This window comes from Jannaschia rubra, assembly GCF_001403735.1.
Taxonomy (GTDB): Bacteria; Pseudomonadota; Alphaproteobacteria; order Rhodobacterales; family Rhodobacteraceae; genus Jannaschia; species Jannaschia rubra.
This window is the reverse complement of the sequence record NZ_CXPG01000009.1, coordinates 139,619-156,272: the sequence shown is the minus strand read 5'-3', so window position 1 is coordinate 156,272 and position 16,654 is coordinate 139,619. Positions and strand designations below refer to the sequence as shown.

The 16,654-nt window shown below is 70.0% G+C and carries 13 protein-coding genes; 6 read left to right on the top strand and 7 right to left on the bottom strand.

Annotated features, from left to right (window positions below):
* Window positions 1-81 precede the first annotated feature (81 nt).
* From hisC to JAN5088_RS01010, 3 genes are read left to right on the top strand one after another with little or no spacing between them, the layout of a single operon-like run.
* Window positions 82-1,164: a histidinol-phosphate transaminase gene (gene hisC, locus JAN5088_RS01020; RefSeq protein ID WP_055680934.1), complete on the top strand. Its 1,083-nt coding sequence runs from the start codon at window positions 82-84 to the stop codon at window positions 1,162-1,164.
* The gene (locus JAN5088_RS01015) at window positions 1,161-2,084 is read left to right on the top strand and encodes a prephenate/arogenate dehydrogenase family protein (RefSeq protein ID WP_055681137.1); all 924 of its coding nucleotides are present in this window, start codon (window positions 1,161-1,163) and stop codon (window positions 2,082-2,084) included. Before hisC ends, JAN5088_RS01015 begins: the two co-directional genes overlap by 4 nt.
* Window positions 2,081-2,950: an extensin-like domain-containing protein gene (locus JAN5088_RS01010; protein ID WP_074962375.1), complete on the top strand. Its 870-nt coding sequence runs from the start codon at window positions 2,081-2,083 to the stop codon at window positions 2,948-2,950. The genes JAN5088_RS01015 and JAN5088_RS01010 overlap by 4 nt, the downstream gene beginning before the upstream one ends.
* A gap of 7 nt (window positions 2,951-2,957) precedes the next feature.
* On the opposite strand, the gene JAN5088_RS01005 is transcribed toward JAN5088_RS01010, so the two are convergent.
* Genes JAN5088_RS01005 through JAN5088_RS00995 form a run of 3 tightly spaced genes read right to left on the bottom strand, consistent with a single transcriptional unit; the run spans window position 2,958 to window position 6,868 of the window.
* Window positions 2,958-5,039 (bottom strand): peptidoglycan -binding protein, encoded by a 2,082-nt coding sequence (locus JAN5088_RS01005; protein ID WP_055680933.1) that lies wholly within the window; start codon window positions 5,037-5,039, stop codon window positions 2,958-2,960.
* A gap of 1 nt (window position 5,040) precedes the next feature.
* Complete coding sequence (locus JAN5088_RS01000) at window positions 5,041-6,243, bottom strand: biopolymer transporter ExbB (protein ID WP_055680932.1); 1,203 nt, start codon at window positions 6,241-6,243, stop codon at window positions 5,041-5,043.
* A gap of 52 nt (window positions 6,244-6,295) precedes the next feature.
* On the bottom strand, window positions 6,296-6,868 hold the full coding sequence (locus JAN5088_RS00995; RefSeq protein WP_055680931.1) for a gamma-glutamylcyclotransferase: 573 nt from the start codon (window positions 6,866-6,868) through the stop codon (window positions 6,296-6,298).
* 70 nt (window positions 6,869-6,938) lie between these two features.
* Here JAN5088_RS00995 and JAN5088_RS00990 point away from each other — a divergent pair, with 70 nt between their 5' ends.
* Complete coding sequence (locus tag JAN5088_RS00990; protein WP_055680930.1) at window positions 6,939-7,907, top strand: DUF2125 domain-containing protein; 969 nt, start codon at window positions 6,939-6,941, stop codon at window positions 7,905-7,907.
* On the opposite strand, the gene JAN5088_RS00985 is transcribed toward JAN5088_RS00990, so the two are convergent.
* Window positions 7,902-8,417, bottom strand: a complete 516-nt coding sequence (locus JAN5088_RS00985) for a hypothetical protein (RefSeq protein WP_055680929.1) — start codon at window positions 8,415-8,417, stop codon at window positions 7,902-7,904. The genes JAN5088_RS00990 and JAN5088_RS00985 overlap by 6 nt on opposite strands.
* On the bottom strand, window positions 8,392-10,887 hold the full coding sequence (locus tag JAN5088_RS00980) for a GcvT family protein (RefSeq protein WP_055680928.1): 2,496 nt from the start codon (window positions 10,885-10,887) through the stop codon (window positions 8,392-8,394). Before JAN5088_RS00980 ends, JAN5088_RS00985 begins: the two co-directional genes overlap by 26 nt.
* A 145-nt stretch (window positions 10,888-11,032) precedes the next feature.
* Between JAN5088_RS00980 and JAN5088_RS00975 the strand changes: the two genes are divergently transcribed.
* Window positions 11,033-12,673, top strand: a complete 1,641-nt coding sequence (locus tag JAN5088_RS00975; RefSeq protein WP_055680927.1) for an FAD-binding dehydrogenase — start codon at window positions 11,033-11,035, stop codon at window positions 12,671-12,673.
* Here the strand turns inward: JAN5088_RS00975 and JAN5088_RS00970 are convergent.
* Both JAN5088_RS00970 and JAN5088_RS00965 read right to left on the bottom strand, forming a co-directional pair.
* Window positions 12,670-13,614, bottom strand: coding sequence for a 2-dehydropantoate 2-reductase N-terminal domain-containing protein (locus JAN5088_RS00970; RefSeq protein ID WP_055680926.1), 945 nt, complete (start codon window positions 13,612-13,614; stop codon window positions 12,670-12,672). The two genes, JAN5088_RS00975 and JAN5088_RS00970, sit on opposite strands and share 4 nt — an antisense overlap.
* Window positions 13,611-14,033 (bottom strand): DUF1489 family protein, encoded by a 423-nt coding sequence (locus JAN5088_RS00965; protein WP_055680925.1) that lies wholly within the window; start codon window positions 14,031-14,033, stop codon window positions 13,611-13,613. Before JAN5088_RS00965 ends, JAN5088_RS00970 begins: the two co-directional genes overlap by 4 nt.
* A 75-nt stretch (window positions 14,034-14,108) precedes the next feature.
* Here JAN5088_RS00965 and JAN5088_RS00960 point away from each other — a divergent pair, with 75 nt between their 5' ends.
* Window positions 14,109-16,361, top strand: coding sequence for an adenosylcobalamin-dependent ribonucleoside-diphosphate reductase (locus tag JAN5088_RS00960; RefSeq protein WP_055680924.1), 2,253 nt, complete (start codon window positions 14,109-14,111; stop codon window positions 16,359-16,361).
* The last annotated feature ends 293 nt before the right edge of the window (window positions 16,362-16,654 follow it).

Sequence of the window (16,654 nt, the reverse complement as noted above, 5' to 3'; positions counted from 1 at the left end):
ATTGCCACTCGCTCGAACCGCGCCCATTGCAGCGCCCTGTCCGCCCCGGCTAGAAGACGCCGGACCAGATGGGGTAGACCGATGAACGCCGCGCCGCAGCCCCAGCCGGGGATCATGGAAATCGACCTCTATCAGGGCGGCGCGTCACAGGTGGCGGGCCAGACCGATATCCTCAAGCTGTCGTCGAACGAAAATCCCTACGGCGCCCCCCGCAGCGCGCGGGAGGCCGCGCGCGAGGCCGTGGGCTCCATGCACCTCTATCCCGAGACCGATCACGCCGGCCTGCGCGCCGCCATCGCGCAGGTGCACGGCATCGATCCCGACCGCGTGATCTGCGGCGTGGGCTCTGATGAGGTGATCCACATGCTGTGTCAGGCCTATGTCGGGCCGGGCGACGAGGTGCTGCACACAGAGCACGGTTTCCTGATGTATGCGATCAGCGCGCGGGCCGCCGGCGGCACCCCCGTACGTGTGCCGGAGCGGAACCGCAGGGTGGACGTTGACGCTTTGCTCGCCGCCGTGACGTCCCGCACGCGACTGGTGTTCCTTGCCAACCCGGCGAACCCCACCGGTACGATGATAGACGCGGCAGAGGTCGCGCGGCTGGCCGACGGGCTGCCTGACGGTTGTCTCTTGGTGCTGGACGGCGCCTATGCGGAATACGTCCCCGAGTTCGACGGCGGGCTGTCGCTCTCGCAGGCGCGCGACGGGGTCTTCGTGACGCGGACCTTCTCCAAGATGTACGGGCTGGGCGGGCTGCGGGTCGGTTGGGGTCACGGCGCGAAGTCGGTGATCGACGTGCTCAACCGCGTGCGCGGGCCGTTCAACCTCTCGAACGTGGCGCTGGCCGCCGCCGAGGCCGCCATGCGCGACCGCGATTTCGTCGCCCGGTGCCTGGCCGAGAACACACGCCAGCGTGCGCGCCTGCGGCAGGGTCTCGACGACCTCGGGATCGCCTCGGACCCGTCGGAGGCCAATTTCGTGCTGGCCCGGATGGCCACGGCAGAGGAAGCCGCCGATTGCGACGCCTTCCTTCAGTCGCGCGGCGTCATCCTGCGCCGCGTCGGTGGATATGGCTTCCCCGAGGGCCTGCGGATGACCGTGGGCGACGAGGCGGGCGTCACCCGCCTGCTGGAGGGACTGTCCGCATGGCGGGAGGGATGATCTACGACCGTGTCGCGCTGATCGGGCTGGGCCTGATCGCGGGGTCCATGGGCCTGCGCATCCGCCGCGACGGGCTGGCGCGCGAAGTCGTGGGCACCGCCCGGTCCGCCGCGACGCGCGAGGTGGCCGTGAGCCTGGGCCTCTGCGACCGCGTGACCGACACCGCGGCCGAAGCGGTGCGCGATGCCGACCTCGTCGTCCTCTGCGTCCCCGTGGGCGCGATGGAAGATGTGGCCCGCCAGATCGCCGGACATCTGAAACCCGGCGCCACGGTCAGCGACGTGGGCTCGGTCAAGCGCGCCGTCCTCGATGCCGTCGGCCCGCATCTGCCCGAGACGGTCGATTTCGTCCCCTCTCACCCCCTGGCCGGCACCGAACATTCCGGCCCGACCGCCGGCTTTCCCGAACTGTTCGAGAACCGCTGGTGCCTGCTGACGCCCACCGGGGACAGCGGCCCGGCGACCGACCGCCTGACCCGGCTGTGGCAGGCCATGGGTGCCAGCGTCGAGACGATGGACCCCGACCACCACGACCTCGTGCTGGCCGTCACCAGCCATGCGCCGCACCTGATCGCCTATACGATGGTGGGCGTGGCCGACGACCTGCGCCGCGTCACCGACAGCGAGGTCATCAAGTATTCCGCGGCAGGTTTCCGCGACTTCACGCGCATCGCGGCCAGCGACCCGACGATGTGGCGGGACGTGTTCCTCAACAACCGCGACGCGACGCTCGAAATCCTCGGCCGTTTCACGGAGGAGCTTTTCGCCCTGCAACGGGCGATCCGCACGGGGGACGGCGACATGCTGCACGACTATTTCACCCGCACCCGCGCCATCCGCCGCGGCATCATCGAAGCGGGGCAGGACACCGCAGCCCCCGACTTCGGACGGGGCAAGACGCCGAAAGGATCCGCCGCATGAAACGCCTGATGGCCGCTACGCTGACCTTCCTGATCGCGGGCAGCGCTACGGCCGATGCCGCCCGGCCGGAGCCGCGTCCCCCCCTGCAGATCGAGGTGATGTCATCGCGCGGCACGCTCGCCGTTCCCCCGCCCGAAGCAGCGGTGCCGTCGTCGGTCCGGCCGGTGCTGCGGCTGGACGAGGCGATCCGTGCGCGCCGCGACCGGGCCGCGGTCCGGCGTCTGGCCGAACCCCGGATCGACGTCGCGGGCCATGTCCGCCTCTCCGACCGGCCCGCTTTGCGTCCCGACGGCGGACCGGAGGAACTCGTCCTTGCCATGGGTGGCCGCCCGCGCGCGAACCGGGGCGGCGGCATCTGCGGGCGTGGGTCCATCCAGGGCCAATCCATTGCCCCCATCCGAGACGGAGGCGGCTGCGGCATCGCCGACCCCGTGCGCGTCACCCAGGTCTCGGGCGTCGCGCTGGTCGACCCCGTGCGGATGGATTGCGTGACGGCGCAGACGCTGGACGACTGGGTGCGGTCCGGGCTGCTGCCGACCGTGGGGCGCACCGGCGGCGGGGCCGTGGCATTGCAGACGGCGTCGGGCTACGCCTGCCGGGCGCGCAACAACCAGGCCGGCGGCAAGATCAGCGAACATGCCAAGGGTCGCGCCATCGACATCTCGGCCATTGTTCTGGCGAACGGCGACCGGTTCAGCGTGCAGGACGACTGGGGGCGCGGACGGGGCGGCCGCATCCTGCAGGCGCTGCACCGGGCGGCCTGTGGCCCCTTCGGCACCGTTCTGGGTCCCGACTCCGACCGCTTCCACCGCGACCATTTCCACTTCGACACGGCACGCTACCGCTCCGGCGCCTATTGCCGCTGATCGCGTCTCAGCGTTCGGTCAGCTTCAACTCGATCCGGCGGTTGCGCTGCCGGGCCTCATCCGTGTCGGCCGGGTCGACAGGGCGGTATTCGCCGAAGCCTGTGGCAGCCAGCCGCTCCGGCGGCACGCCCAGTTCGTTGATCATGTAGAGAACGACCGACAGCGCGCGTCCCTGCGACAATTCCCAGTTGTTGCGGTACTGGCCAAACCCCGTCAGCGGCACGTCGTCGGTGTGCCCGTCCACCCGCAGCACCCAGTCGAGCCCCGGGGGGATCTGGTCGGCCACGTCCAGGATCACGTCGGCCACCTGCGCGATCTGGGCGCGGCCCTCGGGCTGCAACTCCACCTCGCCCTGCGCGAACAGCACCTCCGACGAGAAGACGAAACGGTCGCCAACGACCTCCACGCCCTCGCGCCCGGCCAGCACCTCGCGCAACTGCCCGAAGAACTCCGACTTGAACCGCTCCAGCTGCTCGGCCTGCGCCTGCAGCCGGATGCGCTCGGCCTCCTCCAGGTCGGCGCGGGCGCGTTGTTCCGCCGCGACCTGCGCCAGAGCGGCGTTCAGGCGATTGCCCAGGCTGTCGAGCTGGATGCGCGCCTCGGCGTCCCGCGCCTCCGCCTCGCCCAGCAGGGTCTCCAGCCCCGAAAGCTGGCTCCGCAACTCGGCCACCTGACGGTTCAATGCCGCCGCCTCCCGCTGGGCGACGATGCGGCTTTCCTCGACCTCGGCCAACTCCGTCGTCGCCTGGGCCAGCAGTGCGGCGACGCGTTCCCGCTCGCTCAGCGCCTCGGTCGCCGATCCTTCGGCCGCCAGTCGCTCCGCCAGCGCGGTGGCCAGCGCGTCGCGCACCTCAGCCTCGGACGCGCGGGCGTCGCGGCGGTCGGCCAGCGCCGCGTTGAGCCGCCGCTCCAGTTCGGCCTGCCGCTCGGCCGGATCGTCCTCGCCGTCCCGCGCGTCGAGCGTCGCCTGAAGCTGGGCCACCTCGGCGCGCAGGTCATCCTCCGTCTGCAACCCCTCGTCGAGCCGCGCCAGCGCCGCCGCGAGCCGTTCTTCCGTTCCCGCCGTGTCCTCGCGCGCGGCTGTCAGGTCGGCCAGCGTCTGCGACAGCCGGTCGGTCAGGTCGTCGCGCGCGGCCTCCGTCGCAGCCAGAATGGTCAGCGTCTCCTCCGCCGCGCGCCGCTCCTCCTCCAGCGCCAGCGACATCGCGGTCAGCTCCGCCTCCGATCCGGCCAGACGCTCGCGCAGGGCCTCGGCAGCGGCGGCTTCGACCAGTCGCGCGGCTTCGGCCTCTGACAGTTCGGTCTCGGTTTCGGCCAGACGGGCGCGCAGGGCTTCGGCGGCCGCGAGTTCTGCCAGCCTCGCGGCCTCGTCCTCGTCGAGCCCCGCCTGAAGGTCCGTGACCTGCGCCTGAAGGTCGGTCGCACGGGCCTGCGCGGCTTCCAGCGTGGCGAGCGTCTGGCTCAGCGTCGCGGTCCGCGCGTCGGCGGCGGCGCGCGCGTCGTCCAGCATCGCCTCCAGGGCTTCGCGGCGAGCGGCGGCGAGCCGGGCAGCCTCGGCCTCGGCGTCGATCTCCTCGCGCGCGGAGGCGAGCGCCAGTTGCAGCGCCTCGCGCTCGTCGATGACGCGGTCCAGTTCGGCCCGGTTGGTGGCGAGCTGCCCGTCGAGCTCGGAGCGTTGCCCCTCGCTCTCCTCCAGCGCGGCGGCCAGGCTGTCGCGACGGGCGATCAGCGCGGCCACCTGATCCTCGAAGGAGGCCACGCGCGACGTCAGGTCGTCGCGCTGCGCCGAAAGCGTCGCGATCAATGCCGCCTGACGCTCCCGATCCTGTCCAAGTGCCGCAACCTCGTCCTCCAGCCCCGCGGCCCGCGCGTTCTCCAGCCCGAGGGCCTGGGCCAGCGACGCGACCTGTTCGCCCAGCGCGTCCAGTTCGATCCCCTGGTCCGAAATGGTTTCCGACAAGATGAATTGCACGATCATGAAGATCGACAGTACGAACATCAGCACCAACAAAAGCGCCGTCATCGCATCGACGAAACCCGGCCAGACATTTGCCGTGAACCGCTGGCCGTTGCGACGGGCGAAGGCCATGTCAGCCGTCCCCTTCGATGACCTGGCCGCTGGTCGCCTGCACCTGGCGGTTCAACTGTCGCAGCGTCCGCGTCAGCGCGCTCAGATCGCCGCGCAGGTCATCGATGGCCGACTGGCGGCCCTGCTGCATCTCCTCGAAGACCTTCAGAAGCTGCACGTCGATCGACCGCAGGCGCATGCGGCTTTCGGCGTCGATGCCGCCCTCGCCGCCGGACCCGCCTTCCAGAACGGCGACGATGTTCTCCTGCCCCTCGGCCACACGGTTCAGCGCGGCCGCCGTCGCGCCGCCCGATTCCATACGCGCGGCCATGTCGGCCACCGCGTCCGAGAGCGATGCCATCCGCGCGTCGCTGGTCAGGCGGCCGGCCTCGGCCTTGGCGAACATGTCGCCCAGGGTCTCCATTTGGTAGTTCATGTGGTCGAGGACGGCCGCCAGCGAATATTGGTCGATGGTCTCCTCGCCGCCGTCGCCGACAAGGCCCACGCGGGTGATCGACGACAGCCAGTTCTCCATCTCGCGGTAGAAGCGGTTCTGGCCGTGGCCTGCGAACAGCTCCAGCAGGCCCACGACGAGCGATCCGGCCAGACCCAGCAGAGACGAGGCGAAGGCCGTGCCCATGCCCGCCAGTTGCGATTCCAGCCCGCCGATCAGCCGCCCGAAGACCGCCACGCCGCCTTCACCGCTTTCAGGGTTCAGGCTGCGGATGGTGTCCACGACGGCCGGGACGGTGGTGGCCAGACCCCAGAACGTGCCCAGAAGCCCCAGGAAAATCAGCGTGTTGACGATATAGCGCGTGATGTCCCGCGCTTCCTCCATCCGGGCGCCGACCGAGTCGAGGATCGAGCGGGACGAGGTGGACGAGATCTGGCTGCGCGCCGACCGCGACCGCAGCAGCGATGCCAGTGGTGCCAGCAGGCCCGGCGGGCGGGTGATGTCGTGACCGGGGCGGTTCTCGGCGAAACCCTCGATCCAGCTGACCGAGGAGAAGAGCTGGAACACCTGCGCGAAACAGGCCAGCACGCCCAGAACGAAGACCGCAATGATCGTGCCGTTGAGCCAGGGGTTCGCCGCGAAGATCGGCGCGACCTGCGGATAGGCCAGTGTGACTCCGGCACCGACCAGACCCAGGACAAGCAGCATCTGCACGATCTGGCGGATGGGCTGCGAGAATTGCGTCGCAGTGTCGAGAGGTTCGCGTGCCATCTGCCCCCGGTCTCCGGCCCCTTCGCGGGCCCCTGCCGTTCAGGTGCGGAGACTAGACCGGCGGCTTCGCCGTCACAAGCGGGCGCCCGGCCTGCTGCCTGATCTGTTGCACCCGCGCGACCAGCCATTCGAGGTCGGGGTCGTCGATGTCGAGCGCGGCGAGGCTGCGGGCCGTGTTCGACAGATATTCATGGTTCGGACCCCGTCCACCGACGGCATGGGCGATGATCCGCGCCTGTTCGTCGAGGCTCAGATCGCGGGCGTACTGGTCGTGGGCGGTGTCGACCACGTAGCCGATGGCCGGCAGGTCGCCCGCGTCGGTGGACAGCATCAGCCCCCGCTCGTGATAGGCGGCGGAGACCAGTTCGCGTTCGCGCAACTCGGCCAGCGCTGCGTCGGGATCGGCGGCGCGCAGCGCGATACCCTCGCAGGCGGCGCCCTCGCCGGGCTCGAGCGCAAGGACGAGGCCGGGGTCGGTCAGGCTGCCGCGATGATGGATCGACCACATGCAGAACCTCCGGCGGAACCCGCGCAGGGTCGCACGCCGCGTCTCGGCCACGGCGATCCCCGGATTCCACACCAGCGATCCGTAGCCGAAGACCCAGAGTTCCTTGGATGCCGCCATCGTCCGTCCTTTCGCGTCGCGCCCGCCCCCGTTAGACCGGGACGGTGCAAATCGGAAGAGGGTGAGTGCGGTGGCGAAATGGTTGGCGATCCTGGTCGCGGTGGCGGCGGTGCTGTGGGGCGGCTGGTGGATCGTGGGGTCGCGCGCGCTGGAACGCGGGGCCACCGGGGCAATCGCCTCGGCCCGTGCGTCCGGCTGGGACATCGCCTATGGCGACCTGTCGGTCGCGGGCTTTCCAAGCCGCTTCGACACGACCGTCACATCCCCGCGCGTGACCACGCCCGACGGCGCAGTCGGCTGGGCCGCGCCCTTCGTGCAGATCATCGCCCTGTCCTACCGGCCCAACAAGGCGATCCTCGTGGCGCCGCACCGGATGGAAGTGGCAACGCCTTTCGCGCCCTTCACGATCACCTCCGAAGACCTGCGCGCCTCCGTCACCGTCACGCCGTCGCGGCGCCCGGTGCTGGACCATGCGACGTTGGTGGCTGACCGGCTTTCCGTGACCGATGGCGACTTCGGCGCGACGTTGCGCCAGGGCCAGGTGGCGACCCGCCAAGCCGGGTCCGACAGGGTGCACGACCTCGCCGTCTCGCTGGCCGACATCGGCCTTCTGCCGGAGTTGCGCGCCCAGCTGGATCCGGGTGCCGCCCTGCCCGACACGATCGGGGCGATCGACATCGACGCGCAGATCACCCTGACCGAGGCGCCGGGCGTCGGTCGGCAACCGCGGCCGGAGGCGCTGACCCTGCGGCGCGCGACGGTGGCGTGGGGCGACCTGCGGGTGAAGGTGACAGGCGACGTGATCGTGGCGTCCGACGGCATCCCCGAAGGCACCCTGTTGCTGGAGGTCGAAGGCGCCGCGACGGCGTTGCGTCTGGCTGCGGACCTGGGTGTGGTGCCCGCCGACTGTGTGCCGCTTATCGCGGCCGGTCTGGCGGGGATGACGGCGGACGACGGGCGCGTGACGATGGACCTCACGCTGGCGGGCGGTCAGATGCGCTTGGGTGCGATCCCGCTCGGCCCGCTGCCGCGTCTATGATCGCCCGGGCTTGGGCGACCATAGGCGGGGGCGCCAGGCCACCTTGCGGCTGATGCCGTCGCAGGACCCTGCCCCTTCGATGGCCCTCATGGCGCAATCGAGCGTCGCCGGCGGCAAGGGTCGCCCGACGTCGAGGGCCGCCCCGCCACCCATCGCGCCGAGGTCGATCAACACGATCCGCGTCGCTCCGTTGATCGCCGGCCGCCGCAGCACCACGACATCCGCCCCGCCGTCGCAGGCCCGGCCGCAGAGCGCCATGACGTCGCTCAGGCCTTCGAGGTTCTGCCAGCGCCGGAACGTCACGATCTGCACCGTGGCCCTGTGCGGGTCGTCCGTGCGCACATGATTGGCCCCGTCGAATACCCGCGCCGCGACTTGCACGGCCCCGTCGCCGCTGACGTGCACGGTGATCGGCGCGACGGGCCCGACGGCGTGCCGAACCAGCCCGCCAATCACCACCGCCGCTGCCAGGAAAGCCGCCGCCCTAGCCGTCCGCACGGATGCGGGCATTGGTCGGGTCGTAGGGGCTGTCCTCCGTCACCTCGGCCTCCCAGAGAGCGCGCTGCATCCGCACCTGCAGCGGCGTGCCGGGCACCGCCAGGTCGGGGCGGACGTAGCCCATGCCGATGCTGCGCCCGAAGGCCACGGAATAGCCGCCCGAGGTCAGACGCCCGACCCTGTCGTCGCCCGCATAAAGCGCCTCGCGCCCCCAGGGGTCGGCATCATCCGGCCCGTCGATCAGTAGGGTGACGCATTTGGAGCGGATGCCCGTCTCCTCCATCGCGGCCTTGCCGTGGAAGTCCTTGGACAGGTCCACGAAGCGGTCCAGCCCAGCCTCGAGCGGCGTCGCGTCGCGGCCCAGTTCGGTGCCGAAGGCGCGATACGATTTCTCCTGCCGCAGCCAGTTCTGCGCCCGCGCGCCCACCAACGTCAGCCCATGCGCCTCGCCCGCAGCCATCAGACGGTCGAACAGGTGGTTCTGCATCTCCATCGGGTGATGCAGCTCCCACCCCAGTTCCCCCGTATAGGCCACGCGGATCGCGTTCACCGGCACCATGCCGAGTTCGATCCGCCGCGCCGAAAGCCAGGGAAAGCCCTTGTTGGAGAGCGCGAATGTCGGGTCCGGCGCCACGATCAGGTCGCGCAGCACATCCCGCGCCCGCGGCCCGGCCAGCGCAAAGACGCCATGCGCGCCCGTGCAATCGTCCAGCCACATCGGTCCGAAGTCATTCACCTTGTCGTTGACCGCCTTGGCCAGGAAATCGCTGTCATAGGCCTGCCACGCGCCCGCCGACACGAGGTAGAACGTATCTTCCGCCAGCCGGACGATGGTGTATTCCGTCCGCGTCGTGCCCGCCTCCGTCAGCGCATAGGTCAGGTTGATGCGGCCCACCTTGGGCAGTTTGTTCGTGGTGAACCAGTCGAGGAACGCCGCCGCTCCCGGCCCGCGCAGCATGTGCTTGGTGAAGGCCGTCGCGTCGATCATGCCGACGCCTTCGCGGATCGCCTTCGCCTCGGTCACGGCATGGCCCCACCAGGCCCCGCGCCGGAAGGAGCGGCTGTCGTGGTCGAAGCTGTCGGGCGCATCGAGCGGTCCGAAGTAATTCGGCCGTTCCCACCCGTTGACGCAACCGAACTGCGCCCCTCGCGCCTTCATCCGGTCATAGCAGGGCGCGGTCTTGAGCGGCCGGCAGGCGGGGCGTTCCTCGTCGGGGTGGTGCAGGACGTAGACGTGGTCGTAGGCTTCCTCGTTCTTTCGCATGGCGTATTCGGTCGTCATCCACTTGCCGAACCGCCGCGGGTCGAGCGAGGCCATGTCGATCTCGGCCTCGCCCGAGGTCATCATCTGCGCGAGGTAGTGCCCGGTGCCGCCGGCCGCCGTGATGCCGAAGCTGAACCCCTCGGCCAGCCACATGTTGCGCAGGCCAGGCGCGGGGCCGACCAGCGGGTTTCCATCTGGCGTGTAACAGATCGGACCGTTGAAATCGTCCTTCAGGCCGGCGTTCTCGCTGCTCGGAATGCGATGGATGAAGGACATGTATTCCTGCTCGATCCGCTCCAGATCGAGCGGGAACAGGTCCGCGCGGAAGCTGTCGGGCACGCCGAAGGGGAAGCGCGCGGGCGCGTTCTGCTCGTACGGTCCGAGGATCCAGCCGCCGCGTTCCTCGCGCACGTACCATTTGGCGTCGGCATCGCGCAGGACGGGGTGCTGGGGGTTCGACTTGCGCCATTCCACCAGCGCGGGGTCGGGCTCGGTGACGATGTACTGGTGCTCGACCACGATGGCGGGCGTCTTGATGCCCAGAAGCTGCGCCGTCCGCTGCGCGTGGTTGCCGGTCGCGGTGACGACGTGTTCGGCGTGGATCGTGACCTGTTCGTCCGATGCCACGAGATTGCCGCCCCGTTCCACCATCCGCGTCGCGGTGACGTCCCAGTGTTCGCCCGTCCAGTGGTAGCCGTCGACCTGCCAGCGCCGCTCGATCGTGGCGCCGTGCTGGCGCGCGCCCCGCGCCATGGCCATCGTGACGTCGGCGGGGTTGATGTAGCCGTCGGTCGGGTGAAGGATCGCCCCCACCAGGTCGTCCGTCCGCACCAGCGGATAGCGGTCTGCGATGTCGGCGGGCGTCAGCCATTCGTGCGGGATGCCCACGGTTTCGGCCAGCGAGGCGTAAAGCTCGTACTCGTCCATCCGCGCCTGCGTCTGCGCCATCCGCAGGTTGCCCACGACCGAGAAGCCGGGGTTGAGGCCCGTCTCCTCCTCCAGCGTCTTGTAGAAGCGGATCGAATAGTCGTGGATGTGGCTGGTGGCGTACCCCATGTTGAAATAGGGCAGCAGGCCCGCCGCATGCCAGGTGGACCCCGACGTCAGTTCGTCGCGCTCCAGAAGCATCGTGTCCCATCCGGCCTTCGCCAGGTGATAGGCGATGCTGGTGCCGACCGCACCGCCGCCGACGACGAGTGCCCTGACGTGGGTTTTCATGCGCATGTCCCTTCCGATGCCCTGCCGTCTTTCTGGCCCATCCACGCGGCGATGGGCAATCGCCGCCGACCGGACAGCGGCGTTTTGCGACAGGCTTGCACGCCGCGCCCGTCCGGGCTTGGCTGTGGCTTGGGGAGGGTCGGGCATGACGGACATCATCGTGATCGGCGCGGGCCTTGCGGGCCTCGTCGCCGCGGTCGAGGCGGCGGACCGGGGCCGCCACGTCACCCTCGTCGATCAGGAGGGGCGGCAGAACCTCGGCGCGCAAGCCTTCTGGTCGCTGGGCGGGCTGTTCATGGTGGACACGCCGGAACAGCGGCGCATGGGCATACGCGACAGCCGCGACCTGGCCATGGCAGATTGGCTGGGCAGCGCGGCCTTCGACCGAGCGGAAGACGCCTGGCCCCGCCGTTGGGCCGAAGTCTTCGTCGATTTCGCCGCGGGCGACATGCGCGGCTGGCTGCACGGGATGGGGATGCGCTGGTTTCCCGTCGTGGGCTGGGCCGAACGCGGCGGCGGATTCGCGGGCGGGCACGGCAATTCGGTTCCACGCTTCCATCTGACCTGGGGCGTGGGGCCGGGGGTCATCGCGCCCTTCGTCGACCGCGCGATGGCACATGCGCGCGACGGGCGGATCGACCTGCGCTTCCGTCATCGGGTCACGCGCCTCGACATGGCGGATGGCGCCGTCACCGGCGTGGCGGGGGACGTGCTGGAGGAGGACGACGCGCGGCGCGGCGCCTCCTCGACCCGCGCAGTGACGGGCCTCTTCGCGATCGCCACGCCGAACGTCGTCGTGGCCTCGGGCGGAATCGGGGGCAATTTCGACATGGTGCGGCGCAACTGGCCCCGCGACCGGCTGGGCGATCCGCCGGCGTCGATGCTGTCGGGAGTGCCCGCGCATGTGGACGGCCGCATGATCGACACCGCGGCAGCGGCAGGCGCGGAGGTCGTGAACGCCGACCGGATGTGGCACTATACCGAGGGCGTCGCGAACCATGACCCGATCTGGCCGCACCACGGCATCCGCATCCTGCCCGGCCCCTCGTCGCTCTGGCTCGACGCCACGGGCCGCCGGCTGCCCATGCCCTGCCTGCCGGGCTTCGACACGATGGCGACGCTGCGCGCGATCCTGGCCACGGGCCACGCCCACAGCTGGTTCGTCACCACCTCGACCATCGCGAAGAAGGAGTTCGCGCTTTCCGGATCGGAGCAAAACCCCGATCTGGAGTCGAAGGACTGGCGGATGGTGCTGCGCGACCGCCTGCTGAACCGCCGCGCCACCCCGGCGGTCGAGGCGTTCAAGAAACGAGGGGCCGATTTCGTCGTGGCGGACGATCTCGACGGGCTGATCGTGGAGATGGTGACCAAGGACGAACACGTCGATCCGGCGCGCGTCCGGGCCGAGGTGGCGGCGCGCGACAGCCAGATGGACAACCCTTTCTCCAAGGACGGACAGGTCATGGCGATCCATGCGATGCGGAACCACCGAGGCGACAGGTTCATGCGGACCGCGCGGCCGCACCGCCTGACCGACCCCCGGCACGGGCCGATGATCGCCGTGCGCCTGCATGTGCTGACGCGCAAGTCGCTGGGCGGGCTTCTGACCGACCTGGACGGCCGGTGCCTCGGAGCGGATGGCGCGCCGGTGCCGGGCCTGTTCGCCTGCGGCGAGGCGGCGGGCTTCGGCGGCGGCGGCTACCACGGCTGGAACGCATTGGAGGGGACGTTCCTGGGCGGCTGCCTGTTTTCGGGCCGCAGGGTCGGACGGTCGGGGGCGCTCTAGTCGTCCAGGCCCAGCGCGGCGCGCAGGTCGGGCGCCGTCCACTGCCGCCGGCCGCCCGCCTCGGCTTCATGCATCAACCGGACGAGCCCCGCGTTGACCGGCGCGCCGCCCTCGCCCGCCAGCCACACGACCTCGCCTGTCAGCGTGTCGATCTCGGTGGGTTTCCCGGCCGCCAGATCCTGCGCCATCGACGTCATGGTGCCGTCGTCCACACCCTGAAGCGGCAGCAGGACGTTGGTGAAGACGGCATCCGGCAGGCGCAGCAGCATCGGCGCCAGACGCGGCGGCACCGGCCCCGCCCGCACGAAGGCGACGCCCGCGCGGTCGAAGACGGCAATGGCCTCGGACAGGGCGGCGGCGAAGATGTCGCGCCATGCCCGGTCGGACAGCATCCGTTTCACCGGCATCCCCGACAGCGCGTTGACCGGATTGACGAGGTTCACCAGCAGCTTGCCGTGCTGCAACTCCGCCATGTCGCGCCTCCGCACGGTGCCCGGCAGGGCGGGAACATCGGCGGCGTCCTCGACCGCCACCTTCCCCGCACCTGACCGATGCAGATGCACGGGGCCTTTCCAGACGACATTGAACGGCACCATTCCCGCCCGGATGTCCCGGCCTGGCAAGCCCGCGCCGAGACGCCACAGGGGATCGAGGCCGTTCAGCAGGCAAAGCACGGAGGCGCCGGGCTTCGCGTGACGCCGCATGTCGTCGATGGCACCGTCCAGCGCCGTGGCCTTGACCGCCACGACGATCAGGTCGGCGCGGGCCAGCGCCTCTGGACCCTCGATGCGCGGCGCGGCCCGACGGTCCCGTCCGTCCCCGGTCAGGCGCAGGCCCTGGGCCAGATCGCGCGCGACATGCGGTCGTCCCACCAGCACGGCGTCCCATTCGGCCCCGACCCAGAGGCCGATGGCCCCCGCGCCCAGGACCGTGACGGTCACAGCACCCCGATCTCGGCCAGCGCCACCGACAGCTCCGCCGGCAGCCGCGCCTCGGCCGCACGGGCCGGATCCATATCGGCGGGCGCGTCCTCGGGGTTCAGATACCGCCAGCCCTGGAACGGACGCTTCGGCACGGGAACCACGGGGATCAGGCCCGGGCGCAGGATCAGGCCACAGCGGCGGATGCCGTCGTCGCGCACCACCTCGTCGAACCGCAGGATGGGCTGGCGGCACAGGATCGCGCCCTTGATGACCCAGTAGATCGACCCGCCGTCCAGCACCTCGTCGCCGCGCTTGGGCCACATGCGGGTGACGTGGCGGGGGTTGCCGTCCGCCGCCTTTGCCCGTCTGTCGGCCTGCCAGGCGGTCAGCCCCTCGATGGTTTCGCTGCCGACGCTGAGCTTGATGAGGTTGATCATGTGAATTTCCCGCCGTTGCGGTATATCTAGACCCTCAGCCCCCCACCGCAACCAGCCGCCCCGGAATGTGTCGCCATGTCAGACTTCGCCGCCCCCATCGCCGAACGGATCTGGGACATGAAATACCGGCTGAAGGATGCAGGAGGCGATCCCATCGACGACGACATCGACGCGACCTGGACCCGTATCGCCACCGCCCTCGCCGTGCCGGAGGACGACCCGAACGCGTGGCGACCGCGCTTCCTCGACGCGCTGCGGGATTTCCGATTCCTGCCCGCCGGGCGCATCGTCGCCGGGGCGGGCACGGGGCGGTCCGTCACGCTGTTCAACTGCTTCGTCATGGGCACGATCGAGGACAGCATGTCCGGCATCTTTTCCGCCCTGCGCGAAGCCGCGCTGACGCTGCAGCAGGGCGGCGGGATCGGATACGACTTCTCCACGATCCGGCCGCGCGGCGCCCCGGTCAGCGGGGTGTCGGCCGATGCCTCCGGCCCGCTGTCGTTCATGGACGTCTGGGACGCGATGTGCCGCACCATCATGTCGGCCGGGTCGCGGCGCGGAGCGATGATGGCCACCCTGCGCTGCGATCACCCGGATGTGGAGGCCTTCGTCGCCGCCAAATCCGACCCCGCGCGACTGCGGATGTTCAACCTGTCGGTACTGGTGACGGATGCGTTCATGGAGGCCGTGGCCACCGACGCCGACTGGCCGCTGGTCTTCGGCGGCCGCACCTTCCGCACGCTGCGCGCCCGCGACCTGTGGGACCGGATCATGCGCGCGACCTACGACTACGCCGAACCGGGGGTGATCTTCATCGACCGGATCAATGCCGCCAACAACCTGTCCTATGTCGAGACCATCGCTGCCACCAATCCCTGCGGCGAACAGCCCCTGCCGCCCTATGGCGCCTGCCTGCTGGGGTCGATCAACCTCGCGCGGCTGGTCGAGGGGCCCTTTACCGACGGCGCACACGTCGACACCGATGCGCTGGTCGATCTGACGGCGACCGCCGTGCGGATGATGGACAACGTCGTCGACGTGTCCCGCTTTCCCCTGCCGCAGCAGGCGGAGGAGGCCCGCGCGAAGCGCCGCATCGGGCTTGGCGTCACCGGGTTGGCCGATGCGCTGGCGATGTGCGGGCTGCGCTACGGGTCGGCGGGGGCGGTCGCCGCGACGTCGGACTGGCTGCGGCGGATCGCGAACGCGGCTTACGGCGCGTCCGCCCGGCTGGCGGAGGAGAAGGGGACGTTCCCCCTTTACGACCGCGATGCCATCCTCGCCGCGCCCATGATCCAGCGGCTCGACCCCGACGTGCAGGAAGCCATCGCCCGCCACGGCCTGCGGAACGCGCTCCTGACCTCCATCGCGCCCACCGGCACCATCAGCCTGCTCGCCGGGAATGTCTCGAGCGGGATCGAACCGATCTTCGCCCACGAATACACCCGCAAGGTGCTGCAACCCGACGGCACCCGGACCGAGGAGACGGTGCAGGACCATGCCGTCGCACTCTGGCGCCAGATGCACGGCGACGCTCCCCTGCCCGATGCCTTCGTATCCGTGGCCGACCTCGCGCCCGCAGACCACGTCGCCATGCAGGCGGCGGCGCAGGAATGGGTGGATTCCAGCATCTCCAAGACGATCAACGTCCCCGCCGACATTGGCTTCGATGCCTTCAAGGACGTGTACCTTCAGGCCTGGGACCAGGGCTGCAAGGGCTGCACCACCTATCGCCCGAACGCGACCACCGGATCCGTCCTGTCGGTCGATCCCGCCCCGCGTCAGGGCGAGGTGCAGGATTTCGCCCCCCTCGACCGACCCGCGACGCTGGGGGGCGAGACCTACAAGATCAGGTGGCCCGCCTCTGAACATGCGCTCTACATCACGATCAACGATATCGAGCAGGACGGCCAGCGGCGGCCCTTCGAAATCTTCGTGAACTCCAAGAACATGGAGCATTTCGCATGGACCGTCGCCCTGACGCGGATGATCAGCGCGATCTTCCGACGTGGCGGCGACGTGTCCTTCGTGGTCGAGGAATTGAAGGCAGTCTTCGACCCGCGCGGCGGGGCATGGATGCAGGGCCGCTATGTCCCGTCGATCCTGGCTGCGATCGGCGGGGTGATCGAACGCCACATGATCCTGACGGGCGTCATTGCCGCCGAGGGGCTTGGCCTTCGCACCGACCCCGTGCCGCCCCCGCTGGCCGATGCGGACCACGCTGCCGTCACCCCGCCCGGACCGACCTGCCCGAACTGCGGCAGCTTCGACCTGCGGATGGTCGAAGGCTGTGCCGTCTGCGCCGCCTGCGGGTTCTCGGAGTGCGGGTGACGTGGTCTGGAGTGGTTTGTTGCGTCGGTGAAAAGCCGTGTCTGGAAAATGGCTGACGACCTTGCACTTGGCTGAACGACAATCTCGCGCTGTATAAGTCCGAAGCCGAAAGGAGCAGGGCCGCCCGTCTTGCAGGGCGTCGCCTGACCCTGTCGTTGCAGGCGAATATCATCGGACCTCGGGACAGGGCGATGGGGACACTCCTTCCCGAGGAACAGGCTGCATGTTCGGCTCTGGCCTTCGCGCAGTCGTGTTCGTGGCGGTCGGCCCGTCTAGACCTGGGCCGACCGCGG

Coding starts and splice junctions, on each gene's coding strand:
- hisC (WP_055680934.1), top strand. CDS start 82: ATGAACGCCGCGCCGCAGCCCCAGCCGGGGATCATGGAAATCGACCTC.
- JAN5088_RS01015 (WP_055681137.1), top strand. CDS start 1,161: ATGATCTACGACCGTGTCGCGCTGATCGGGCTGGGCCTGATCGCGGGG.
- JAN5088_RS01010 (WP_074962375.1), top strand. CDS start 2,081: ATGAAACGCCTGATGGCCGCTACGCTGACCTTCCTGATCGCGGGCAGC.
- JAN5088_RS01005 (WP_055680933.1), bottom strand. CDS start 5,039: ATGGCCTTCGCCCGTCGCAACGGCCAGCGGTTCACGGCAAATGTCTGG.
- JAN5088_RS01000 (WP_055680932.1), bottom strand. CDS start 6,243: ATGGCACGCGAACCTCTCGACACTGCGACGCAATTCTCGCAGCCCATC.
- JAN5088_RS00995 (WP_055680931.1), bottom strand. CDS start 6,868: ATGGCGGCATCCAAGGAACTCTGGGTCTTCGGCTACGGATCGCTGGTG.
- JAN5088_RS00985 (WP_055680929.1), bottom strand. CDS start 8,417: ATGCCCGCATCCGTGCGGACGGCTAGGGCGGCGGCTTTCCTGGCAGCG.
- JAN5088_RS00980 (WP_055680928.1), bottom strand. CDS start 10,887: ATGAAAACCCACGTCAGGGCACTCGTCGTCGGCGGCGGTGCGGTCGGC.
- JAN5088_RS00975 (WP_055680927.1), top strand. CDS start 11,033: ATGACGGACATCATCGTGATCGGCGCGGGCCTTGCGGGCCTCGTCGCC.
- JAN5088_RS00965 (WP_055680925.1), bottom strand. CDS start 14,033: ATGATCAACCTCATCAAGCTCAGCGTCGGCAGCGAAACCATCGAGGGG.
- JAN5088_RS00960 (WP_055680924.1), top strand. CDS start 14,109: ATGTCAGACTTCGCCGCCCCCATCGCCGAACGGATCTGGGACATGAAA.